The organism is Edwardsiella hoshinae NBRC 105699 = ATCC 33379 (genome assembly GCF_000474215.1).
GTDB classification, from domain to species: domain Bacteria; phylum Pseudomonadota; class Gammaproteobacteria; order Enterobacterales; family Enterobacteriaceae; genus Edwardsiella; species Edwardsiella hoshinae.
On record NZ_BAUC01000010.1, the window covers coordinates 23734 to 47542 of the forward strand.

The window sequence follows — 23809 nt, forward strand, 5'->3', positions numbered from 1 at the left end:
AATCGGCTTTAGGAAGGAGCGCTCTTATGGCTTATAAACACATTCTGGTTGCTGTAGACCTTTCCCCGGAAAGTAACATACTGGTCGAAAAAGCCGTGTCCATGGCACGCCCCTACGACGCGAAGGTTTCGTTGATCCACGTGGACGTCAATTATTCCGACCTGTATACCGGTCTGATCGACGTCAACCTAGGCGATATGCAGAAACGCATCTCCGATGAGACCCATCATGCCTTGACCGAGCTGTCTCAGCATGCCGGTTATCCGATCACCGAGACCCTGAGCGGCAGTGGCGATCTCGGGCAGGTTCTGGTCGACGCCATCAAGAAATACGATATGGATCTGGTGCTGTGCGGCCACCATCAAGATTTCTGGAGCAAGCTGATGTCCTCTGCACGCCAGCTGATCAATACCGTGCACATCGACATGCTGATCGTGCCGTTAAAGGATGAAGAAGACGATTAATTTGTCCTGACATCCTCCCCGCTCTTCCCCCGCCACGGCATGTATGCCGTGGCGTTTTTTTATCTTTCCCGCCAATTTTTAGCAAAAGAGTGAACAAACGCTCAATTAACAAACAATCAAAATAATAATCTAATAATCGAAGCTAAATAGCGCATTTAATACAGTTGATTTGTTTATAAAATAGAATTCTATTTCACCAAAATGTATCTATGCATCACACTATCATTTTTACCAACATAACAATAATCTGAGGCCAACCACAATGAACACCACCACGCCGGGCTTACTCCATCAGCCTAAGCCATTTTTCATGATATTTTTCATAGAATTATGGGAACGTTTCGGTTATTACGGCGTACAGGGCATTCTGGCCGTCTTCTTCGTAAAACAGCTAGGATTCTCCCAGGAGCAAGCCTTCATTACCTTCGGAGCTTTCGCCGCCCTGGTCTATGGCCTGATCTCCATCGGCGGTTACGTCGGTGACCATCTGCTTGGGACCAAACGCACCATGGTGCTCGGCGCTATCGTATTAGCCTTAGGCTACTTTATGACCGGGATGTCGCTGCTCAAACCACAGATGATCTTTGTCGCCCTCGGCACTATCGCCGTCGGTAACGGACTGTTTAAGGCCAATCCGGCCAGTCTGCTCTCCAAGTGCTATCCGCCGAAAGATCCGCGCCTGGATGGGGCGTTCACACTGTTCTACATGTCGATCAACATCGGCTCGTTGATTTCACTCTCCCTGGCCCCGATCATCGCCGAACGCTTCGGCTATGCCGTAACTTATAATTTGTGTGGCGCGGGGCTGATCATCGCCCTGTTGGTCTACTTCGCCTGCCGTGGCATGGTGCGCAACCTCGGCTCCGAGCCCGATCACCTGCCGTTGAACTATGGCAAGCTGTTGCTCGTCCTGGCCGGTTCCATTGTCATGATCGCCATCTGCGCCTGGCTGATGCATAACGTTGGCGTCGCTAACATCGTGTTGATCGCCGTCTCTGTGGTGGTGATTTACTTCTTCTTCCGCGAAGCCTTCAAGCAAGATGTCCAGGGGCGTAACCGCATGTTCGTCGCCTTCATCCTGATGATCGAGGCGGTGCTGTTCTACATCCTCTATGCGCAGATGCCGACCTCGCTAAACTTCTTCGCCATCAACAATGTGCGTCACGAGATCTTCGGCTTCGCTATTAACCCGGTCAGTTTCCAGGCCCTCAACCCCTTCTGGGTGGTGATCGCCAGCCCGGTGTTAGCCTCGATCTATACCCACCTCGGTAGTCGTGGACGCGATCTGAGCATGCCGACCAAGTTTACCCTGGGAATGCTGTTATGTTCGTTAGGCTTCCTGACCGCCGCCGCCGCGGGTCTATGGTTCGCCGACGCTCAGGGGCTAACCTCCCCTTGGTTCGTCGTCTTGGTTTACCTGTTCCAGAGCCTGGGTGAGTTGATGATCAGCGCTCTGGGACTGGCGATGGTCGCCGCACTGGTGCCCCAGTATCTGATGGGTTTCATCCTCGGAATGTGGTTCCTGACCCAAGCCGCCGCCTTCCTACTCGGCGGTTATGTCGCCACCTTCACCGCCGTACCAGACGGCATCACCGATCCATTACAGACGCTGCCCATCTACACCAGCGTATTCGGTAAGATCGGTATCGCGACGCTGATTGTCGCGCTGGTGATGGCCGCCTTGGTTCCCTGGCTCAAGCGCATGATGAATACGCAAAGCGACGGCCAGAACGCCTGATTATCCTCTGTACAACAAGGCCCTGCTAGCACAGGGCTTTGTTCTTTCTCCCACCTCGGCAAACGCCTTGCATCGCTAATCGATCGCGATGTTATAGTCCGAATAGCCTATTTTTTAGGCGCCTTGCCGCCCCGCGGCCACATATGCTCTCCCCCTACTCTCACCAGGAGCCCCTATGGCATCGATCGATTCTGTCGAGCAGTTTATGCAGCACGTCCTATTACGTGACCCACACCAGCCGGAGTTTGCCCAGGCCGTGCGTGAAGTCATGACCACTCTCTGGCCCTTTCTACAACAGCATCCCCACTACCGCCAAGCCGCCCTGCTAGAGCGCCTGATCGAGCCGGAAAGGGTGATCCAGTTTCGTGTCAGTTGGGTCGACGACCACAACCAAGTACAAGTGAACCGCGCCTGGCGCGTGCAATTTAGCTCTGCCATCGGCCCCTACAAGGGCGGGATGCGTTTTCATCCCTCAGTCAATCTGTCGATCCTCAAGTTTCTCGGCTTCGAGCAGACCCTGAAAAATGCCCTCACCACCCTACCGATGGGCGGTGCCAAGGGAGGCTGTGACTTTAACCCCAAAGGGAAAAGCGACGGTGAGATCATGCGTTTCTGCCAAGCACTGATCAGCGAACTGTACCGTCATCTCGGCCCCGATACGGATGTTCCCGCTGGTGATATCGGCGTCGGCAGCCGCGAAGTGGGCTATATGGCGGGAATGATGAAGAAGCTCACCAACCATACCGCCTGCGTGTTCACCGGCAAGGGGCTCAGCTTCGGCGGCAGCCTCATGCGCCCTCAGGCGACAGGATATGGTCTGATTTACTTTACCGAGGCCATGCTACAACGCCACGGCCTCGGCATGGAGGGGATGCGCGTCGCCGTCTCCGGCTCGGGCAATGTGGCACAGTACGCTATTGAAAAGGCAATGGCGCTAGGTGCCACGGTGATCACCGCCTCCGACTCTAACGGCTGCGTGGTGGATGAAGCCGGCTTTAACGCGGAGAAACTGGCGCAACTCTGCGCTATCAAAGCCTCGCCGGACGGACGCATCGCCGACTATGCCCGCGCTCGCGGCCTGACCTATCTACCGGGCCAACAGCCTTGGCACGTACCGGTCGACATCGCTCTCCCCTGCGCCACCCAGAATGAACTGGACAACGAAGCCGCCCGGATGCTGATCGCCAATGGGGTACGTGCCGTGGCCGAAGGCGCCAACATGCCCACTACCCTCGACGCCACCGATCGCCTCTTGCAGGCCGGCGTGTTGTTCGCCCCAGGCAAGGCGGCCAACGCCGGTGGCGTCGCTACCTCGGGGTTAGAGATGGCGCAGAATGCCGCACGCCTGTCATGGACGGCCGAGCAGGTTGATCAACGCCTACGCCAGATCATGCTCGACATTCACCAAGCCTGCGTCGACTACAGTGGCGAGCCAACGGGCCAGACTCACTATGTGCGCGGTGCCAACATCGCCGGTTTTGTTAAAGTCGCCGACGCGATGCTGGCCCAAGGGGTGCTGTAATACCGGTTTCGCGCCCCGCGGGGCGCGCCTACAAGGGTAAAGAGAGGCGGAAACAGGCCCCAGGCCGCGACGCCACCAAGGCGATATCACCGTCGTGTAGCGCCAGCATCCGCTTAACGATCAACAGTCCCACGCCACCGCTTCCCGGGTGCCGCTCGCTGGATGACAGCGGACGCTGGAACAGGGCATCCTGCAACGCATCAGCGACACCGGGACCGCTATCGCACAGCTCCACCCATAAACGCCCCTGCGCCTGCCATAGCTGTACCACGATGCGCCCACCCGGCGGTGTATGACGCAAGGCGTTATCCAGCAGATTGGTCAGAACTCGCTCCATCATGTGGATATCCGCCGTGATCGACGGTAATCCCGCCACCACGTCGGTGCTCAGCGTCAAGCCACGCGTCTCAGCGGCCAGCTCAAACTTTTGAAAGACATCCTGCACTAACTCGGCAAAAGAGAAAGGCTCACGCTGTGGCTTGACCGCTCCATACTCCAGGCGCGCCAGCTCGAACAGTTGCTGCGCCAGATGCCCCACCTTCTGGCTCTGCGCCAAGGCGGTCGCCAGATAGCGCCGGCGCTCCGCTTCGCCGAGGCTATCCTGTTTCAGGCTCAGGGTTTCCAGATAGCCGTGCAACGAGGTCAGGGGTGTACGCAGATCATGCGAGACGGTGGTGATGAACTCGCGCCGCTGGCGATCCTGCTCGGCCAGACGCCGCCACTGCTCCGTGATACGCCGCGCCATACGGCCAAACGCCCGCTGCAAACGCGCCACCTCATCCTCCCCTTGCACCTGCTGCAACGCCGCCAATGTCTCCGGGCTGAGCGTCTCCAACCCCTCACGCTCCAGGCGATCCACCTGACGGGTCAAGGCATGTACCGGGCGCGTCACCCAGCGGTACACCAGCAACCAGGCCAACAATCCGCAGCTCAAGATCAAGGCGATCGACCAGCCGACCATCGGCCAAGCCGAGCTGAGGCGGACGTCGTCACTCAACCGGTTATACGCCTCCCCCTGCAACACCACATACAGATAACCACGCGTATGGCCGTTCATGGTCAACGGCGCGACGCTAAACACCTTCTTGCCGTCGAGGCTACGCGGATCGTCGCCATACAACGGCAACATCTTACCGGCTAAGAAAGCGTCGATCGGCGCCAGACTGACACGATGGCGCATGATGCGCCCCGGCGGGGCCGCGTCAGCGATAATCTGCCCCTGGCTATCCAGGAGATAAACCTCCACACTAGGATTCACCGCCATCAGTTGATCGAACAATCGTTTTACCGAAACCCGATTCACCCCGTCGGCCTGCAACAGGGCATTATGTCGGGCAATATGACTGGCCAGATCGGCAGACAAACGCTGGATCACCTGATGGCTGTAAGCGGTGTTACTACGCAGCTGCAACCAGCCGGTTAAGGCACTGCACACCAGTAGCAGCAGCGCAAACACCAGCGCCAGACGCTGCGAGAGACTCAGGTGTCTCATGCGATCCCCTTACCATCAGCGAACTTATAGCCGGCGCCCCATACCGTCAGGATCCAGACCGGCTCGGTAGGATCGTCTTCGATCTTGGTGCGTAATCGATTGATATGGGTATTAACGGTGTGCTCATAACCATCATGTTGATAACCCCAGACCTTATCCAGCAATTGGAGACGTGAAAATACCTGCCCCGGATGGCGAGCGAAGAAATAGAGCAGATCAAACTCGCGCGGCGTCAGCTCGATCGCCCGCTCCGCCACCCAAGCCTGACGCGCGATTGGGTCGAGGGTCAGGGCGCCGTGAGTCAAGCGCCCCGCCTCTAACATCAGATTACGTCCCATCGCCTCTTGGCGCCGAAACAGCGCCTTGACCCGAGCAACCAGCTCGACCATAGAGAAAGGTTTCGCCAGATAGTCATCCGCGCCCAACTCTAGCCCCAAGACACGATGCGGTTCGCTGGAGCGAGCGCTGATGATGATAATCGGGGTATAGCGCGTCATGGCGCGTACCCGACGACAGATATCCAGGCCATCCACCCCCGGCAGCATCAGATCCAGGATCAGCGCATCCCAACCGCCTTGCTCGATCAACGCCATCCCCTGATCACCATCGGCGGCATGTGTGACATGATAACCCGCATCGCTCAGATGCAGCGTGAGCAGTTCGGCGATCAAGCTGTCATCCTCCACTACCAGGATCTGTTTTCCCGTCATCGTCTCTCCTCCCCCTAGAAGTATTCAGTCTACCCGGCCTCTCATCTTCGAGTTATCACATTTTGTTTATAAAGTCGGCAACCTGACACTGACTTTCAGTCGGACTAACAACATGCCCACGCATCTCAGTGTCGACAGGTACGCCGAGAAGTGAGCGTACTCGGTCGCGCGTGAAATAATTTTCATGAAATGAAATTGCATTATCGTTTCATCTCACAAATATAAACATTGGTCATTATCCCGCGTAAAAATGCATACTTTTCCCATACCAACGCCCGCCCAATTGATAAAAAAATGTTAACAGCAATGATGTGTTTAGCGGTAAAATAACACTAAAAAAGTAATAAAATTACCTCGCTAATTAAACCACCTCAATTTTTAACCTCAATTTATCCGCGAATTAACACATCTGGGCATGGATCACATTTCACCCGCCATAGGCAGCCAAGCATTGCCATTCTTCATTACCCTTTCCACATGAATTTTCCCAGGCTCTTACAACAACAAAGGTTCAGCCATGAAATTCAAACTCGCCTTGATCTCTACCGCTCTGGCCTCTGCGTGCCTGTTTTCATCCTCTTCGTTTGCCGCAGAAAAAGCCGATAAGCATGACATTGCCGTGGTGGCCAAAGTTACCGGCATACCCTGGTTTAACCGCATGGAAACCGGGGTAAACCAGGCGGCGCAACAGTTGAATGTCAATGCCTATCAGACCGGCCCGGCAACACCGGATCCGGCGCAACAGGTTAAAGTCATCGAAGATCTGATCGCCAAGAATGTCGACGCCATCATCGTGGTACCCAACGACGCTAAGGTATTGGAGCCCGTGCTGAAGAAGGCGCGCGACAAGGGGATCGTGGTGCTAACGCATGAGTCACCGGATCAGCCGATCGGTCTGTGGGATATCGAAACTATCGATAGCCAGAAGTATGCCGAGGCCAACGTCGATCAGTTGGCTAAGGCGATGGGAGGTAAAGGCGGCTACGCCATCTACGTCGGCTCTTTGACAGTACCGCTGCACAACGCCTGGGCCGATTACGCCGTGAAATATCAGAAAGAGAAGTACCCAGAGATGTTCGAAGTCACCTCGCGTCTACCGGTAGCCGAAAGTATCGACAAATCCTACGCCACGACCCTGGATTTGATGAAGACCTATCCTCAGCTGAAAGGGATCATCGGCTTCGGCTCGCTCGGTCCTATCGGTGCTGGCCAGGCGGTCGCCAAAAAACGCGCCAAAGATAAAGTCGCCGTCGTCGGCATCGCCATGCCGTCCCAGGCCGCGCCTTATCTGATGCGTGGCGATATCAAACAAGTTCTACTGTGGGATCCGAAGGACGCCGGCTACGCGCTGGTTACCGTGGCCGACCGCCTGTTGCAAGGACAGGAGGTCACACCAGACCTGAGTATTGACGGACTGGGCAAAGCGGATGTGAACATGAAAGATCACGTTATCCGCTTCAATAAAATATTAACCGTAACCAAAGATAACGCCCAGTCGCTCGGTTTCTGATCTCGGCCAATGCCGTCATCACCAGGGAAACCTTCCCGCCGGCCGATACGGCCGGCACTCAGGTCACTTTTCTCCATCGTCATACCGTGACGCCTCACTCGGGGCGTCCGGCGGAGTATTGCCCATGAACAGCAGCGCATTCATCACGCTTGAAAACATCAGCAAACAGTTTCCCGGCGTGCTGGCACTGGACCGGGTCAGCCTAACGCTGAACAAAGGCGAGGTGCACTGCCTGGCCGGCCAGAACGGCTGTGGCAAAAGTACTATCATCAAGGTCATCTCCGGCGTCTATCAGCCGGAAAAGGGGGCGCGTATCCTGATCGACGGCAAGCTGTTCCATCAGCTGACGCCTTCGCTCTCCGCCCACTACGGTATCCAGGTCATCTACCAGGATCTCTCTCTCTTCCCTAACTTCAGCGTGGCGGAAAACATTGCCATTCATCGCTACCAGCCCGGTGGTGATCTGTGGGTACGCCGACGTGCCATGCGACAACAGGCGCTGGCGGCCATGCAACGTATCGGTGTCTCCCTCGACCCAGACAAGAAGGTCGAAAAGCTGTCGATCGCCGATCGCCAACTGGTCGCCATCTGCCGCGCCATCGCCGCCGATGCGCGTCTGGTGATCATGGATGAGCCGACGGCGTCCCTCACCCGTCAGGAGGTCAACGGCCTGCTGCGCGTGGTCAACGAACTCAAGGCCGCCGGGATCTGCGTGGTGTTTGTCAGCCATCGTCTGGATGAGGTGATGGAAGTCGCCGATCGCATCAGCGTGATGCGCGACGGTAAGCTGGTTGGCACTTGGCCCGCCAGCGAGTTAGACAGCCACGAGCTGGCCTTCTTGATGACCGGCCAACGCTTCCACTACTCGCCGTTACCGTCCTATGTCGGCACCACGGCGTTGCCGCGTCTGGCTCTGCGCCACCTCACTCGACGCGGCAAATACCATGATATCAGCCTGGCGCTGCATCCTGGCGAGATCGTCTCTATCGTCGGCCTACTCGGCGCCGGACGCACCGAGCTATGCCTGAGCCTATTCGGCATGACCCGTCCTGACAGCGGCGAGATAGATATCGATGGCCAGCGCGTGACCCTCAACGACAACCGTGACGCTATTCGCCACGGTATCGGCTATGTCTCGGAGGATCGCCTGACCCAAGGACTGATCATGGATCAGTCGATCTACGATAACACCATCGTCACCGTCTTCGACCAACTACACACCCGCGCCGGCCTGCTCGATCATCGGCGTGCTGACGCGTTGGTCCAGCGACTGATCCGCGAGCTGAACATCAAGGTGGCCGACAGTACCCTGCCGGTGAAAACCCTCTCAGGCGGTAACGCCCAGCGCATCGCCATCGCCAAGTGGGTCGCCACTCAGCCCCGCATCCTGATCCTCGACTCTCCTACCGTCGGCGTTGATATCGCCAACAAGGAAGGGATCTACCAGATCGCACGCGATCTGGCGCAGCAGGGCATGGCGGTGCTGATGATCTGCGACGAGATCCCGGAGGCCTACTACAACAGCCACCGTATTCTGGTGATGCGCCGCGGTGAACTGGTGGCCGAATTCTTACCGCAACACTGTAGCGAACACGACATTGCCGAGGTGGTCAATGCATAACTCCTTTCTTGCTCGCTTGGCGGGCCGACATGAAGCCTATCTCGGACTCTTAGTCATCGCCTTGGCGCTGGGCCTGACGCTGGCGACCGACGAGTTCTTCTCTCTGGGCAACCTGACAGACGTCGCCACCAGTTACGCTATTCTCGGTATCCTAGCCTGTGGCTTGTTTGTGGTGCTGATCGCCGGCGGGATCGACATCTCCTTCCCTGCGATGACCGCCATCGCTCAGTATGTCATGGCCAGTTGGATTATCGCCCACGGCGGTAGCTTCTCACTGGCCTTTGCCCTGGCGATCGCCGTCGGCCTACTGCTGGGGCTGTGCAACGGCTTTCTGGTCTATTGGTTACGGGTACCGGCGATCATCATCACTATCGCCACCCTTAACCTCTACTATGGACTTCTGGTCTACCTGACCAAAGGCACCTGGCTGTACGGTTTTCCCGACTGGTTTATGCAGGGAGTGAACTACTTCTCGTTCACCGCCGCCGATGGCTACGACTATGGCCTGACCTTGCCGCTACTCTGCCTGGGAGGCACCATCGCACTGACCGCACTGTTGATGAATCACACCCGCCTGGGACGGCAAATCTATGCTATGGGCGGCAACCGCGACGCCGCCTCACGCTTGGGGATGAATCTGTTACGTCTGCACTTCTACGTTTATGGCTATATGGGCATTCTTGCCGGGGTCGCGGCGGTGGTGCAGGCGCAGATCACCCAGTCGGTGGCGCCCAACTCTTTACTCGGCTTCGAGCTGACAGTATTGGCCGCGGTGGTGCTCGGCGGCACCAGCATGTCCGGCGGGCGCGGTACCCTCACCGGCACCCTCCTGGGGGTGATCCTGTTGGCCTTCCTGCAAAACGGGTTGACGCTGCTCGGCGTCTCCTCCTACTGGCATACGGTGCTCAGTGGGATGATCATCTTGATCAGTATCAGCAGCACCGCCTGGAATGAAAAACGCAAACTGGCCAAGGAGCTATAACATGAACGCCTTTGCGCGCCTGCTACCCGGCGATCGCATCATCCGCCTACAGTGCCTGATTATCGTCGTGGTCGCATTACTCTTTTCCGCCCTGCTCGGCACCCGCTTCTTCAGTGTGGCTAACTTTCAGTCCATCAGCGCCCAATTGCCGATCCTCGGAATGCTGGCCCTGGGCATGGGGGTGACCATGCTGACCGGTGGTATCAACCTGTCGATCATCGCCGGAGCCAATGCCTGTTCGCTGGTGATGGCCGCCCTCATCGTCGCCCATCCCGATCAGCCGCTGTTCCTCCTGCTGGCACTTCTGGCCGGTTTGGCCGTTGCTGTGACCATCGGGGTGCTCAATGGCGCGCTGATCGCCTGGGTCGGTGTCTCTCCAATCCTGGCGACGCTCGGCACCATGACGTTGATCACCGGTCTGAATATCCTGCTCTCTAACGGTGCCGTGATCGCCGGTTTTCCCCCGCTGATCCAACAGCTCGGTAGCGCGACCCTGCTGGGGATCCCACTGGCGCTGCTGTTGTTCCTGGCGGTCGCCGCCGCCCTGTGGCTACTGCTGGAACACACTACCCTGGGACGCAGCCTGTATCTGATCGGCTCCAACCAACAGGCGACTCGCTTCAGCGGTGTGAATACCGCCCGGGTACAGATCGCCGTCTATGTGATTTCGGCCCTGCTCGGCTGGGCAGCGGCGTTGCTAATGATGGCCAAATTCAACTCGGCCAAAGCCGGTTACGGCGAGTCCTACCTGTTGGTCACCATTCTAGCCTCAGTGCTTGGCGGCATTAACCCAGACGGCGGCTTTGGCCGTATCCTCGGTCTGGTGCTGGCGTTGATCGTGTTACAGATGCTGGAGAGCGGCCTCAATTTACTGGGCGTCAGCAGCTACCTGACCATGGCCCTCTGGGGCGGTGTGCTGCTCCTGTTTATCGCATTACAGAATCGAACAGCCTGATTTCGGGAGAATATTCATGGCGAGCTATTTTATTGGCGTAGATGTAGGAACCGGCAGCGCCCGCGCTGGTGTCTTTGACCTTAGCGGCCGTATGGTCGGCCAGGCGACACGCGAAATCGACCTCTACCGTCCCCAGGCCGACTTTGTCGAGCAGTCGTCGGACAACATCTGGCACGCAGTGTGTAACGCGGTGCGCGACGCGGTGAGCCAGGCCGATATCAACCCAATTCAAATCAAAGGAATGGGATTCGATGCCACCTGCTCGCTGGTGGTCCTCGATAAAGAGGGAAAGCCGCTAACCGTCAGTCCCTCCGGACGCAGCGAACAGAACATCATTGTCTGGATGGATCACCGAGCCATCGCGCAGGCAGAACGTATCAACACTACCCATCACCGGGTATTGGACTTCGTCGGCGGCAGCATCTCCCCCGAGATGCAGACTCCCAAGCTGTTGTGGCTGAAGCAGCATATGCCGACCACCTGGGCTAATGCCGGTTATTTCTTCGATTTGCCCGATTTTCTCACCTGGCGAGCTACTCAGGACGACACCCGTTCTCTGTGCTCCACGGTGTGTAAGTGGACCTACCTCGGCCATGAACAACGCTGGGATGACAGTTACTTCCGCGCCATCGGACTGGAGGATCTCTTGGCGCACGATGCCGCCAAGATCGGCCGTGAGGTCAAAACCATGGGCGAGCCGCTAGGTTATGGCCTGACCGAGCGCGCCGCCCGTGAGATGGGGCTGATCCCCGGTACCGCCATCAGTGTCTCGATCATCGACGCCCATGCCGGTACCCTCGGCACCCTGGGTGCCAGCGGTGTCAGCGGCGAACTGGCCGACTTCGACCGCCGCATCGCCCTGATCGGCGGCACCTCCACCGGCCATATGGCTATGTCACCCACCGCCCGTTTTATCGCAGGGGTATGGGGGCCCTATTATTCGGCGATCCTGCCAGGCTACTGGCTGAACGAAGGGGGACAATCGGCCACCGGTGCCCTGATCGATCACATCATCCAGTCCCATCCCTGTTATCCTACCCTGCTTACCCAGGCCAAAGCCAACGGGCAAACCATCTATGAGTTGCTCAACACCCTGCTACGCAAGCTGGCGGGAGAGCCGGAAAACATCGCCCTACTGACGCGCGACATCCATGTTTTGCCCTACTTCCACGGCAACCGCTCGCCGCGCGCTAACCCAACACTGAGCGGGGTGATAAGCGGTCTGAAGCTATCGCGCACTCCGGAAGATCTGGCATTGCAATACCTAGCGACCATCCAGGCGATCGCGCTGGGTACCCGCCACATCATCGAGACCATGAACCAGAGTGGTTACCGCATCGATACCATCATGGCCAGCGGCGGCGGCACCAAGAATCCGCTCTTCGTCCAGGAACACGCCAACGCCACTGGCTGTGCCATGCTACTGCCGGTCGAAGGCGAGGCGATGTTGCTGGGGGGCGCGATGATGGGGACGGTGGCGGCCGGCGTCTTCGATACCTTGCCAGAGGCGATGGGAGCCATGAGCCGTATCGGTAAAACCGTCACGCCGCAAGCTAACAGCATCAAGCAGTATTACGATCGTAAGTACCAGGTATTTCATGAAATGTATCAGGATCATATGAAATATCGTCAACTGATGCAGGGGGAAGAATGAATGCCGAATGGTGCCAGGCGCAAGACGCCTGGCAGGTATACAGCGCTGAACTGGCGCAACTGGCGACGCGCCTGGATGCAACGCGCTGGCAGCAACTGCTGGATCGCCTCGATGGTTGCCGCGGCAAGATCGTGGTCAGCGGCGTCGGCACCTCAGGGATCGCCGCGCGCAAGGTCGCGCACATGCTGGCCTGTGTGGAACGACCGGCCATCTATCTCAGCGCCACCGATGCCGCCCACGGCGACCTCGGTTTCCTGCGGGCGGAGGATCTGGTTATTCTAATCTCGCGAGGCGGCAACTCCGACGAACTGACGCGCCTGTTGCCCACCCTGCGGGCGAAGGGCGTGCCCCTGATCGCCGTGACTGAAAATCCCGACTCAGCCATCGCCCAGGCGGCACAGTTGACACTGGCCACCGGGGTTCAACGCGAGATCGATCCACTCAACATGCTGGCCACCACCTCGATCATCCTGGTGCTGGCCCTGTTCGATGCCGCCTGTGCCTGTCTAATGCAGCGTAGCGGCTACGATCGCCACACACTACTGGCAGTACATCCCGGCGGCGACGTCGGCCTCAATCTACGCCGCGCCAGCGCTCAGTCTAACGGCGCATAGAGGTCGAAGCGGTGGCTCTTGGTGAGGGTCGCATTCGGGGTGGCGACACCGGCCAGCGGCGGCGCATAATCCGGGCGCTTCACCACCACCCGCTTGGTCGCCAGTTGGCGCGCCGGCGCCAGTAGAGCGTCGGCGTCATCGTCCGCACCGACCAACGCTTGAAACACACGCATCTCTTTCTTCACCAACGCGCTCTTCTGGCGGTGGGGGAACATCGGATCGAGATAAACCACCTCGGGGCGCGGCGTTAATGTCACCAGCGCCTCGATGCTAGAGGCATGTAGCAGTGTCAAGCGCTCACGCAGCCAAGGGCCGATCTCCGCATCGGCATAGCCGCGCTGTAGGCCATCGTCCAACAACGCCGCGACCACTGGATGACGCTCCAACATACGCACCCGACAACCCAGCGCGGCCAACACGAATGCGTCACGCCCCAGGCCAGCGGTGGCATCCACTACATCGGGCAAGTAATCACCCTTGATGCCGACCGCCTTGGCTACTGCCTCGCCGCGCCCGCCGCCAAAACGACGGCGATGGGCCAGTGTCCCGCCGACAAAATCGACAAAAATCGCCCCCAGCTTCGGCTCATCCAGCTTACGCAGCTCCAGACGTTGCGGCGTCAACACCAACGCCAGTATGGCATCGGCGTCATGGCGTAGCCCCCAGCGCCGCGCCAGCGTGACCAGCGCCGCGACATCGGTGCCCTGCTCGGCCAGCAACTGAACCGACATCAGCCTTTGATCCCGTAGTGACGCAGCATGGCATCGATCTGCGGTTCACGGCCACGGAAAGCCTTGAACAGCGCCATCGGCTCGTCAGCCCCCCCTTGGGACAAGACGTTATCCAAGAAGGCCCGCCCAGTATCGACGTTAAAGATGCCCTCTTCTTCGAAGCGAGAGAAGGCGTCGGCCGACAGCAACTCAGCCCACAGGTAGCTATAATAACCCGCCGCATAACCGCCAGCGAAGATGTGGCTGAAGGCGTGAGGGAAACGGCCCCATTCCGGCGACGGAACCACCGCCACCAACGCCTTGACTTGACGCAAGGTTTCCATAATCTGAGCGCCCTGGGCCGGATCGAATTCGCTATGCAGGCGGAAGTCAAACAGACCGAACTCCAACTGACGCAGGATAAACAGCGCCGACTGATAATTCTTGGCAGCCAACATCCGCTCCAGCATCGCCTGCGGCAACGGCTCGCCACTCTGGTAGTGACCCGAGATGAAGGCCAGCGCCTCCGGCTCCCAGCACCAGTTCTCCATGAACTGACTCGGCAGTTCGACCGCATCCCACGGCACGCCGTTGATGCCGGAGACGCCCGGGGTTTCGATACGCGTCAGCATGTGGTGCAGACCGTGGCCGAACTCGTGGAACAGCGTGGTGACTTCGTTATGGGTAAACAGCGCCGGCTGATCGCCCAACGGACGGTTAAAGTTGCAGGTCAGGTAGGCCACCGGCTTCTGCAACGTACCGTCGGCGCGACGCATACGTCCAGCGCAATCATCCATCCAGGCGCCGCCCCGTTTATGCTCGCGTGCATACAGATCCAGGTAGAAGCTGCCACACAACTCACCATCGCGATCATACAGCTCGAAGAAACGCACCTCCGGGTGCCAAACGTCGACGTCGTGGCGCTCCTTGGCGCTGATGCCGTAAATACGCCGCACCACCTCGAACAGGCCGTTCAGCACCGTTGGCTCGGGGAAGTAGGGGCGCAGCTCTTCATCGCTGATGGCGTAGAGGTGCTGTTTCTGCTTCTCGCTGTAGTAGGTGATGTCCCAAGGCGCCAACGCATCGACGCCATAGTTCTCTTGGGCGAAGGCGCGCAACTGCTCCAGCTCCGCAACACCCTGATCATGAGCGCGCTGGGCGAGATCGTTGAGGAAGCTCAATACCTGCTGCGGGTTCTCCGCCATCTTGGTGGCCAAGGACTTATCGGCATAACTGGCGAAACCCAGCAATTGTGCCAGTTCGTGGCGCAGCGCCAATGTCTCCGCCATGATCGCACTGTTGTCCCACTGGCCGGCGTTCGGTCCCTGATCGGAGGCCCGCGTCGTGAAAGCTTGATACATCTCATGACGCAATTCACGGTTGTCGGCATAGGTCATCACTGGCAGATAGCTCGGCATATCCAACGTCAACAGCCAGCCCTGTTGGCCGCGCGCCGCCGCCAGCTCATGTGCTGCCGCCAAGGCACTCTCTGGTAGACCGGCCAGCTCGCTCTGCTCCGTGATTAGCTTGCTCCAGCCCATGGTGGCGTCCAGCACGTTATTGCTGAAGGCCGATCCCAGCTCGGACAGACGCATCACGATTTCGCCATAACGCTTCTGCGCCGCTGGCGGCAACCCGATGCCGGACAGTTCGAAGTCGCGCAACGCGTTGTCGACCGCTCGCTTCTGCGCCTTATCCAGCGCGGCATAACCCTCACCCGCCTTCAATTGGCGGTAGGCGTGATACAACCCCTGATGCTGGCCGACCCAGGTGCCATACTCCGACAACAGCGGCAGACACTGCTCATAGGCCGCACGCAGTTCCGGGCTATTCTGCACCGCATTGAGGTGACTCACCGGCGAAAAAATCCGGCTGAGGCGATCATCGGCTTCCGCCAACGGTTGCACCAGGTTATCCCAGGTAAAGGGGCCAGGTTGCGCCACGACGCGCTCCACCACGGCGCGGCAGTCGGCCAGCGCGGCACTCACTGCCGGCACCACATCCTGCGGCGTGATGCGGGAAAAAGGCGGGAGTACAAAGGGGGTCAGCAAAGGATTGGTCATCTGCACATGTCCTATGGTCGACGGGGCTGACGCGGCAGCCCCGGAATTCGGGTTATCCGCTGCCTGACGCCACGGATAAAAAAGAAGTAATGTGCTTAAGATGGCGACGCAGACACAGAAAATCAATCTCTGCGCATTAAATAAGAGCGGGGGCATCACGCTAAGCGGCATCGCTTCCCCGCCCCATCAGGAGGGGAGCATCTAGGCCAAGCGCGCCCCATAGCGACGGATATGGTCGGCCAATGCCGCCAGCCGTTCATCATCGGCCCGTTGCGCATCGTGCGACGAGAGGTCGCCGTCATCGCGGGTAACGACACGCTCGCTACGCGACTCGATGGGGCGCCATTCGGCTATGTTGGCCGTGCCATGCATCGGAAACAGCTTGCTATGCACGTGATCGCCTCCGAAACCCTCAAAAAATATTGCGCAACGCCCTACATCGTCGAAGGCGCTATCGAGCAGAGGTGCCACCTGCTTGGTGGCCAGGATCAGGCGCGCCAGTACCTCGTCGGGCAAGTCGAAAGCATAGCTGGGATAATGACGCTGGGGGATCACCACACTGAACCCCTCGGTATTCGGATAGATAGAAAGGCCACCAGGTGTCGGTCATCTTCCCAGATTCGATGACACGGCGCCTCACCCCGTGCGATTTGGCAAAAGATACAACTCATTTTCGTGCCTCCCGCCGCGACCGCATGTTGGGTTTATCACGCCTCCAGGCAGAAATAGGGTATACTTTCTGCAATAGCGCACCGCCCCGGCGTCGGCTAACACCGGCGACGTCAGCCTGGTTCTTTTTTAACCCGTCGACTCATCAGAAGCAATCACCCTATGTTAAGTTACCGTCACAGTTTTCATGCTGGCAACCACGCCGACGTTCTCAAACACACCGTCCAGAGCCTAATCATCACGGCGCTCAAGGAGAAAGAGAAGCCGTTCTTGTATCTCGATACTCACGCTGGTGCCGGGCGTTACTTGCTCAGCGGCGAGCATGCCGAGAAGACCGGCGAGTACTTGGAGGGTATCGCCCGCCTGTGGCAACATGATGACCTGCCGGCGGAGCTGGAGCCCTATATGACGGCGGTACATCACTTCAACCGTAGCGGTCAGTTACGTTACTACCCCGGCTCGCCGCTGATCGCCCGCCAGTTGTTGCGCGAACAGGATCGGCTGCACCTGAGCGAGTTGCATCCCAGCGACTTTCCGCTGCTGCGCGCCGAGTTCCAGAAGGATGAACGCGCCCGCGTGGTACGCGAAAACGGCTACCAGCAGTTGAAATCCCAACTGCCGCCGTTGTCACGACGTGGCTTGATCCTGATCGATCCGCCCTATGAGCTGAAGAGCGACTATCAGGAGGTCGTAACAGGGATCCAAGAAGGCTATAAGCGCTTTGCAACCGGCACTTACGCCCTGTGGTATCCGGTGGTACTACGCCAAAACATCAAACGTCTGGTACACGCCCTAGAGGAGACGGGTATCCGCCGTATTCTCCAGATCGAGTTAGCGGTACGCCCGGACAGCGATCAACGTGGCATGACCGCCTCTGGCATGATCGTCATCAATCCGCCATGGAAACTGGAGAGCCAAATGCGTGCCGTTCTGCCCTGGTTACACCAGGTATTAGTGCCAGAGGGAACCGGTCATACCAGCGTCAACTGGATCGTCCCGGAATAACGGCGGCGCGTAACGTAGCGCACTGCCCCTATCCTCAGTACGGAATTTGTGCCTTGTCGACGGCAAGATTTTGCCGTCGCCCCGTCCCAGGCGTTACACTTCTCCACGAGCTTGCCATTCATCGCCCGCCCTCGGCGGCAGGACATGGCGAGGATGCAATCCGATTCGTTGATAACGCAGGGACATCCCGATGACTAAACATTATGACTATCTCGCCATTGGCGGCGGCAGCGGCGGCATCGCCTCCATCAATCGGGCAGCGATGTATGGCCGCAAGTGTGCGTTGATCGAAGCCAAAGCGCTCGGCGGCACCTGTGTCAATGTGGGCTGTGTGCCGAAGAAAGTAATGTGGCATGCCGCGCAGATTGCCGAGGCCATCAAGTTGTATGGGCCGGACTATGGCTTGGACGCCACGCTGAACCGCTTCGATTGGCAGCGTCTGATCGATAGCCGCAGCGCCTATATCGATCGTATTCATCAGTCCTATCAGCGCGGATTGAACAATAACAAGGTCGACGTCATTCAGGGATTCGCTACGTTCGTTGACGCTCACACCGTTGAGGTCAATGGTGAGCGCATCAGCGCCGACCATATTCTCATCGCCACCGGTGGACGTCCTCTGCGCCCGGCAATCCCAGGCGCGGAATATGGCATCGATTCGGATGGCTTCTTCGCCCTTGAGGCCCTACCGCCGCGCGTCGCCATCGTCGGTGCCGGCTATATCGCCGTCGAGATCGCCGGGGTGCTCAACGCCTTAGGGAGCGAGACCCATCTGTTCGTGCGCAAACACGCTCCGTTGCGCAGTTTCGACAGCATGATCGTCGATACCCTAGTCGAAGTAATGAACAATGAAGGGCCGCAACTGCACACCCACAGCGTGCCGCAGTCCGTGGTGAAGAATGCCGATGGTAGCCTGACGCTGACGCTGGAGAACGGCCAACGCCAGACCGTCGACTGCCTGATCTGGGCCGTTGGCCGTGAACCGAATACCGACCGCCTCAACCTGGCGGCGGCCGGCGTAGCATGTGATGCGCGCGGTTATATCCCGGTAGACAAGTTCCAGAATACCAATGTCCCCGGCATCTATGCCGTCGGCGATAATACCGGAGCCGTCGAACTGACGCCGGTCGCCGTTGCCGCCGGGCGACGTCTCTCCGAGCGCCTATTCAACAACAAGCCGCAAGAGCATCTGGATTACAGCAACATTCCGACTGTGGTCTTCAGCCATCCCCCGATCGGCACCGTTGGCCTCACCGAAGCGCAGGCGCGCGCGCAATTCGGCGATGATCAAGTCAAGGTCTACACCTCCTCCTTCACCGCTATGTATACCGCCGTCACCCAGCATCGTCAGCCGTGTCGTATGAAGCTGGTCTGCCAAGGGGCGGAAGAAAAGATTGTGGGTATCCACGGCATCGGCTTCGGTATGGATGAGATGTTGCAGGGCTTCGCCGTCGCAGTGAAGATGGGCGCCAGCAAGCGTGACTTCGACAATACTGTCGCCATCCATCCGACGGCGGCGGAAGAGTTTGTCACCATGCGTTAAGCGACGCACTCAGGCTGGCATTACGTGCCGGTCTCGAGAGAATGCCACACGCCCTGCCCGCTACCGGCGGCAGGGCGTGTGGCCATCAGGCACGCGGATGCGCCGTCGGTAGGGTAAACACCGCAACGGCCTGCGCCAACCTCGCCGCCTGCTCCTCCAACGAGGCGGCTGCACCGGCCGACTGCTGGACCAAGGCCGCGTTTTGTTGCGTAACCAGCTCCATCTCACTCACCGCTTGGCTAACCTGGGAAATCCCGAGACTCTGCTCATCGGACGCCGCCGCGATCTCGGTCATAATACCGTTAACCCGTTGCGCCGCCTCGACCACCGACTGCATGGTCGCACCGGCTTGAGCCACCTGGCGCGAGCCGGTATCGATACGCTGTACCGAATCCTCGATCAGTGTCCGGATCTCCCGTGCCGCCTGGGCGCTACGTTGCGCCAAATTGCGTACCTCTCCGGCCACCACGGCGAAGCCACGCCCCTGCTCCCCAGCCCGCGCCGCCTCGACGGCGGCATTTAACGCCAAGATATTAGTTTGGAAAGAGATCGAATCGATGACGCCAGTGATGTTCGCTATCTGACGCGAACTGCCAGCGATATCGTGCATCGTCGTCACCACCCGTGAAACCTCGCTGCCACCTTGGTTAGCCGTCTCCGAGGCGTTGTTCGCTAGCTGGCTGGCCTGACGCGCATTGTCAGCATTCTGGCGCACCGTAGCCGTCAATTGCTCCATACTCGCGGCCGTTTCTTCCAATGACGCCGCCTGCTGTTCGGTACGCGTAGACAGATCGGCGTTGCCCGAGGTGATCTCACCACTCCCCAGTAGCAGAGCCTCCACCCCTTCGCGAACCTGGCTGACAATCGCGATCAATGCTTGCTGCATGCTATTGACACTATTCGCCAACTGTCCCAATTCATTGCTTCCTCCCTCCAGACGCACGGAGAGATCGCCCGCGCTCAGACGACGCAGATGCGCGTGTAACTGGGCCAACGGCTGGAGCAGAATACCTCGGGCCGCCACCGCAGTGCTGCCGATCAGCGCCAGTACCGCCAGCGCGATGGCCGCCAACATCCAGCACATCCGCTCGAAACTACGCTGGTTTTCATCGATTCCCCGTTGCAATAGCACCCGATTCTGCTCCCGCCATTGCGCGTAGCTCTGCGCCAAGGCATCCTGCGCCGCCTGCGTCTCTAGGTTGCCATAGGCCGGATAATCGCCGGCGCGCAGATAACGCGAAGAGTCACGCAACAGGGTGTAGAGCGTACGGAAACGCTGCTCAACCGCTGTCGCCAGTGCCTCATCCTGTCCCGGCAGACGCGGCGCGGCACGATAATGGTCAAAATAGCGTGCGGCCTTATCCAACGAGGCATCGGCGGCATCCAGCAGTGGCCCGATCTCGGCCTGTACTACCCCGCCGTGTTGCTGCTTCAAATAGCGGATCGCGACGCGATTGATGGTCACCCGCGTCATCACCAGCGTCTGCCAGCCATCAGCCAGTTGCTCCTGTTGGTCGCTCAGCGCCCGTGACTGAGAAAAATTGTCGCGGTCTTGAGTAATTGCCGAATAAAACAACCCGCCCGAAACCCCCTGTAACAAGGTGAATACCGCCAATAAAACGATGAGTCCTGTGATCACTCTAATGTTTTTAATCATGCCAATATCCTGAATCCCTTTGATAGTGTGGAGCTACCCAGGGGATATCGGCATCAACGGGGATAAATTCACGACGCCTATCACAAAACAGACTTATTAATTTATCTTTTTATGCAAGTGCGGCGCAGCGGCGAAAAAAAACCAATAAAAACCAATAAAAACCAATATAACTGCCGACAAAATTATACTTCATGCATGTTCTTTAACAAGAAAATCAAATAATTATGCTGAAAATATTGAATTTTATCCATTAAAACAATTTTGTGACTAACAGCACAGAATAGTAGCCTCGCTAGTCATCGGGAATAAAGCAGTCACGCGCTAGTGCTTCCGCCGTCGCATTTAACCGCGTCACGCGGATCACCCGGTCATAATCAGCGGGAAATCCCTCTGTCCCTTTTCCTTCATCTATGCCATAGAAATCGACATAGACGCGTGGATAAGCACGCATATACTGTTGTCGTTGATGCGCCATCAGGCGCTCGGCTGCCTGCAATTGCCCTCCCTTATCATAGAGCCAGGCATCGCGCCCGCCGCCACAAGGAATGAACGCACTCACCTCGAAACCCGCACTATAGATGCCGCGGAAACGTTGCTCCGCTCCCTCAGCATGACTGCCTAACAGCAAAATGATGCTCAACAACACGCCCTTACTCACCCTTCTCACACCGTGCATACATTCCCCCCCTTCTTCGATCGTGCCTGCACCCACACTGGAATACGCCACGATACCCCCTACCGCCTTAACCACGACGCAATAGAAACGGGATCAATCGCCGAGTTAACCCACGCATCGCCTAGCACAATCCCTTCAGGAAGCCGCTATTTTGTGGGATAAACGTGACAAAGGGTTGGCGTTTATCCGGTTCAGCGATATGGTAAAACCTCTTTTATTTTTGGTTAGTTATTCGGATTGAGTCATGGCAAAAATTCGCGTTGGCATCGTGTTCGGCGGTAAATCCTGCGAGCACGAGGTTTCTCTTCAATCGGCAAAAAATATCGTCGCCGCGATCGATCACACTCGTTTTGAGGTGATGTTGATCGGCATCGACAAACAGGGCTACTGGTATCGCTGTCCGGATCATGGCTATCTCAACCATGAGCATGATCCGCAACACATCACCTTGAATCAAGCCAGCGCACATCGTCTAGCTGTGCTGCCCGGAGCCCAAGATGGGCAGTTGATCGACACGGTGACCGGTGAGCGTTTGCCTTCGCTGGATGTCATCTTCCCCATCGTGCACGGCACACAAGGCGAAGATGGTTGTCTGCAAGGCATGTTGAAGATACTGAACTTGCCCTTTGTCGGTTCCGATATCATCGGCTCCGCCGCCTGCATGGATAAGGACATCTGTAAGCGCCTGCTGCGCGACGCGGGGCTACCCATCACCCCATTTATCACCCTGACTCGTGATACCCAGAATGACTACGACTATGCGACACTGAGCCGTCAACTCGGCTCAACGCTGTTCGTCAAGCCAGCCAATCAGGGCTCTTCTGTCGGCGTCAGCAAGGTACGTAACGCCGAGGAGTACGCCCGTGCCATCGCCGAAGCATTACGCTTTGACCATAAGGTGATCGTTGAACTCGCTGTCGTTGGCCGTGAAATCGAGTGCGCTATCCTCGGCAATGAGGCGGCACAGGCGAGCGTTTGCGGCGAAATCATCCTGCACAGCGACTTCTATAGCTACGATAGCAAGTACATCAGCGCGCAGGGTGCGCAGGTCGTTGTCCCGGCGCAGATGACACCGGAGAACAGCGACCGCGTCCGGCACATCGCCCTCCAGGCATTCCAGGCGCTCGAATGCCGTGGTCTGGCCCGCGTCGATGTCTTCCTGACGGCAGAAGGTGAGGTTATTATCAATGAAATCAATACATTGCCAGGATTCACCAATATCAGCATGTATCCTAAGCTGTGGCAGGCCTGTGGCATCGATTATCCGACGCTAATCACCCGCCTGATTGAGCTGGCATTAGCGCGTCACCATCAGGACCGCCAGCTATGTCAGAGCGCGGAACAACACTAACGCCGCTTCTCTGACTCATCTGAGCGATACAGAGCCTGTTACGCAGGCTCTTCTGTTATGAAATATCGTGAATAAAACTCAGGAAGTCGCTCTTACGCAACAATGATAGCTTGTCGCGAAATTGCCGAATCTTACTGTATACCGACTTATCCGCGGTATGTAGCTTAGCCGCGATGCACTTGACTCGTACGCCACTCATTATATTGTCCAAGATGGTGAAGGTCTCTTCACTCACCCGCCCCGGGCCATTCGACGACATAAAGGTATGTTTGACCTGTGGGGTAATAAAACGCCGACCGCTGAGGATCTGATGGATAGCCTGCTCCGTCTCCAATAACGAGGCTTTCTTATGAATAAAGCTGGCATTTTCAATTACACGAAGGAAATTCAGAATATGTGCCGGTTGATGCGCCGTCCAGAACACGACGCGATAGCAGGAGGAAAGTGGAGTCAAGGCACGAACAAGATGAAACAGCGGGTGGGTAAGATGATTCAGGTCGATGAACAACATCTGTTCTCGGGTATCGTCCAATATTGCTCCCTGCCCGCACGGTGCCACACGCGCCAACAGCGCACAGACCCCTGAAATAAACATCTGATCATCAGAAAGCACATAGATCGCTGTGCGATCGGTATTAATCATGAATGACTCTGATAACCACGCAGATAGTGAATCCATTTTGTTATCCCTGTCGATGCCAGGATGACCTTGTGCCATATCCGTCCCAAGGCTCCCACCTCAGAACACCTGGTAAAAAACAATTCACGGGCATATAGGGATCGTATCAATGTGCCCTCGCCAGCGACACATCCCTATCATCTTACCCGCCACAGCTATAGCGTTTAACCACATATTATTTTGCTATTTAAAAT

The 23809-nt window shown here is 57.7% G+C and carries 19 protein-coding genes and 1 pseudogene; 12 read left to right on the plus strand and 8 right to left on the minus strand.

Annotation, left to right across the window (positions count from 1 at the left end):
* Positions 1 to 26 precede the first annotated feature (26 nt).
* The 3 genes from uspA (at position 27) to gdhA (ending at position 3724) form a co-directional block, all read left to right on the plus strand.
* Positions 27 to 464 carry a universal stress protein UspA gene (gene uspA, locus EHO01S_RS03675; RefSeq protein WP_005290708.1) on the plus strand — a complete coding sequence of 146 codons (438 nt, stop codon included), beginning with the start codon at positions 27 to 29 and terminating at the stop codon, positions 462 to 464.
* A gap of 262 nt (positions 465 to 726) precedes the next feature.
* Entirely contained in the window at positions 727 to 2202 is a 1476-nt protein-coding gene (gene dtpB / locus EHO01S_RS03680) for a dipeptide/tripeptide permease DtpB (RefSeq protein ID WP_024522695.1), read from the plus strand.
* A gap of 175 nt (positions 2203 to 2377) precedes the next feature.
* Complete coding sequence (gene gdhA, locus EHO01S_RS03685) at positions 2378 to 3724, plus strand: NADP-specific glutamate dehydrogenase (RefSeq protein ID WP_024522696.1); 1347 nt, start codon at positions 2378 to 2380, stop codon at positions 3722 to 3724.
* Between the two features lie 28 nt (positions 3725 to 3752).
* Here the strand turns inward: gdhA and EHO01S_RS03690 are convergent, their stop codons facing one another.
* Positions 3753 to 5216, minus strand: a complete 1464-nt coding sequence (locus EHO01S_RS03690; RefSeq protein WP_024522697.1) for a sensor histidine kinase — start codon at positions 5214 to 5216, stop codon at positions 3753 to 3755.
* A complete protein-coding gene (locus EHO01S_RS03695; protein WP_024522698.1) occupies positions 5213 to 5926 on the minus strand; it encodes a response regulator transcription factor in 714 nt (237 codons plus the stop codon). The genes EHO01S_RS03690 and EHO01S_RS03695 overlap by 4 nt, the downstream gene beginning before the upstream one ends.
* A 517-nt stretch (positions 5927 to 6443) precedes the next feature.
* On the opposite strand from EHO01S_RS03695, the gene EHO01S_RS03700 reads away from it, so the two are divergent.
* The 6 genes from EHO01S_RS03700 to EHO01S_RS03725 all read left to right on the plus strand — a co-directional run bounded on the left by EHO01S_RS03700 (position 6444) and on the right by EHO01S_RS03725 (position 13262).
* Entirely contained in the window at positions 6444 to 7436 is a 993-nt protein-coding gene (locus EHO01S_RS03700) for an autoinducer 2 ABC transporter substrate-binding protein (protein ID WP_024522699.1), read from the plus strand.
* Between the two features lie 124 nt (positions 7437 to 7560).
* Entirely contained in the window at positions 7561 to 9057 is a 1497-nt protein-coding gene (locus EHO01S_RS03705) for a sugar ABC transporter ATP-binding protein (protein ID WP_024522700.1), read from the plus strand.
* Entirely contained in the window at positions 9050 to 10039 is a 990-nt protein-coding gene (locus tag EHO01S_RS03710) for an ABC transporter permease (protein ID WP_024522701.1), read from the plus strand. The genes EHO01S_RS03705 and EHO01S_RS03710 overlap by 8 nt, the downstream gene beginning before the upstream one ends.
* A gap of 1 nt (position 10040) precedes the next feature.
* Positions 10041 to 10994, plus strand: a complete 954-nt coding sequence (locus EHO01S_RS03715) for an ABC transporter permease (RefSeq protein ID WP_024522702.1) — start codon at positions 10041 to 10043, stop codon at positions 10992 to 10994.
* Between the two features lie 16 nt (positions 10995 to 11010).
* Positions 11011 to 12648: an FGGY-family carbohydrate kinase gene (locus EHO01S_RS03720; RefSeq protein WP_024522703.1), complete on the plus strand. Its 1638-nt coding sequence runs from the start codon at positions 11011 to 11013 to the stop codon at positions 12646 to 12648.
* Positions 12645 to 13262 carry a KpsF/GutQ family sugar-phosphate isomerase gene (locus EHO01S_RS03725; protein ID WP_024522704.1) on the plus strand — a complete coding sequence of 206 codons (618 nt, stop codon included), beginning with the start codon at positions 12645 to 12647 and terminating at the stop codon, positions 13260 to 13262. The genes EHO01S_RS03720 and EHO01S_RS03725 overlap by 4 nt, the downstream gene beginning before the upstream one ends.
* On the opposite strand, the gene rsmJ is transcribed toward EHO01S_RS03725, so the two are convergent.
* The 3 genes and pseudogenes from rsmJ to EHO01S_RS17400 all read right to left on the minus strand — a co-directional run bounded on the left by rsmJ (position 13244) and on the right by EHO01S_RS17400 (position 16706).
* Positions 13244 to 13993, minus strand: coding sequence for a 16S rRNA (guanine(1516)-N(2))-methyltransferase RsmJ (gene rsmJ, locus EHO01S_RS03730; RefSeq protein WP_024522705.1), 750 nt, complete (start codon positions 13991 to 13993; stop codon positions 13244 to 13246). The genes EHO01S_RS03725 and rsmJ overlap by 19 nt on opposite strands.
* Positions 13993 to 16035, minus strand: coding sequence for an oligopeptidase A (gene prlC / locus EHO01S_RS03735; RefSeq protein WP_024522706.1), 2043 nt, complete (start codon positions 16033 to 16035; stop codon positions 13993 to 13995). The genes rsmJ and prlC overlap by 1 nt, the downstream gene beginning before the upstream one ends.
* A gap of 201 nt (positions 16036 to 16236) precedes the next feature.
* Positions 16237 to 16706: pseudogene (locus tag EHO01S_RS17400) on the minus strand (HIT family protein).
* A 160-nt stretch (positions 16707 to 16866) separates the two neighbouring features.
* Between EHO01S_RS17400 and EHO01S_RS03750 the strand changes: the two are divergent.
* Together EHO01S_RS03750 and gorA are read left to right on the plus strand one after the other, a co-directional pair.
* Positions 16867 to 17709, plus strand: coding sequence for a 23S rRNA (adenine(2030)-N(6))-methyltransferase RlmJ (locus EHO01S_RS03750; RefSeq protein WP_024522707.1), 843 nt, complete (start codon positions 16867 to 16869; stop codon positions 17707 to 17709).
* 190 nt (positions 17710 to 17899) lie between these two features.
* Positions 17900 to 19252 (plus strand): glutathione-disulfide reductase, encoded by a 1353-nt coding sequence (gene gorA, locus EHO01S_RS03755; protein WP_024522708.1) that lies wholly within the window; start codon positions 17900 to 17902, stop codon positions 19250 to 19252.
* An 85-nt stretch (positions 19253 to 19337) separates the two neighbouring features.
* Here the strand turns inward: gorA and EHO01S_RS03760 are convergent, their stop codons facing one another.
* Both EHO01S_RS03760 and EHO01S_RS03765 read right to left on the minus strand, forming a co-directional pair.
* Positions 19338 to 20909, minus strand: coding sequence for a methyl-accepting chemotaxis protein (locus tag EHO01S_RS03760; RefSeq protein ID WP_024522709.1), 1572 nt, complete (start codon positions 20907 to 20909; stop codon positions 19338 to 19340).
* Between the two features lie 292 nt (positions 20910 to 21201).
* The gene (locus tag EHO01S_RS03765) at positions 21202 to 21636 is read right to left on the minus strand and encodes a short-chain dehydrogenase (protein WP_232238254.1); all 435 of its coding nucleotides are present in this window, start codon (positions 21634 to 21636) and stop codon (positions 21202 to 21204) included.
* Positions 21637 to 21829: 193 nt separating this feature from the next.
* Here EHO01S_RS03765 and ddlA point away from each other — a divergent pair, with 193 nt between their 5' ends.
* Positions 21830 to 22936 (plus strand): D-alanine--D-alanine ligase, encoded by a 1107-nt coding sequence (gene ddlA / locus EHO01S_RS03770; protein ID WP_024522711.1) that lies wholly within the window; start codon positions 21830 to 21832, stop codon positions 22934 to 22936.
* A gap of 55 nt (positions 22937 to 22991) precedes the next feature.
* Here the strand turns inward: ddlA and EHO01S_RS03775 are convergent, their stop codons facing one another.
* Positions 22992 to 23579: a response regulator transcription factor gene (locus EHO01S_RS03775; protein ID WP_024522712.1), complete on the minus strand. Its 588-nt coding sequence runs from the start codon at positions 23577 to 23579 to the stop codon at positions 22992 to 22994.
* Positions 23580 to 23809 lie beyond the last annotated feature (230 nt).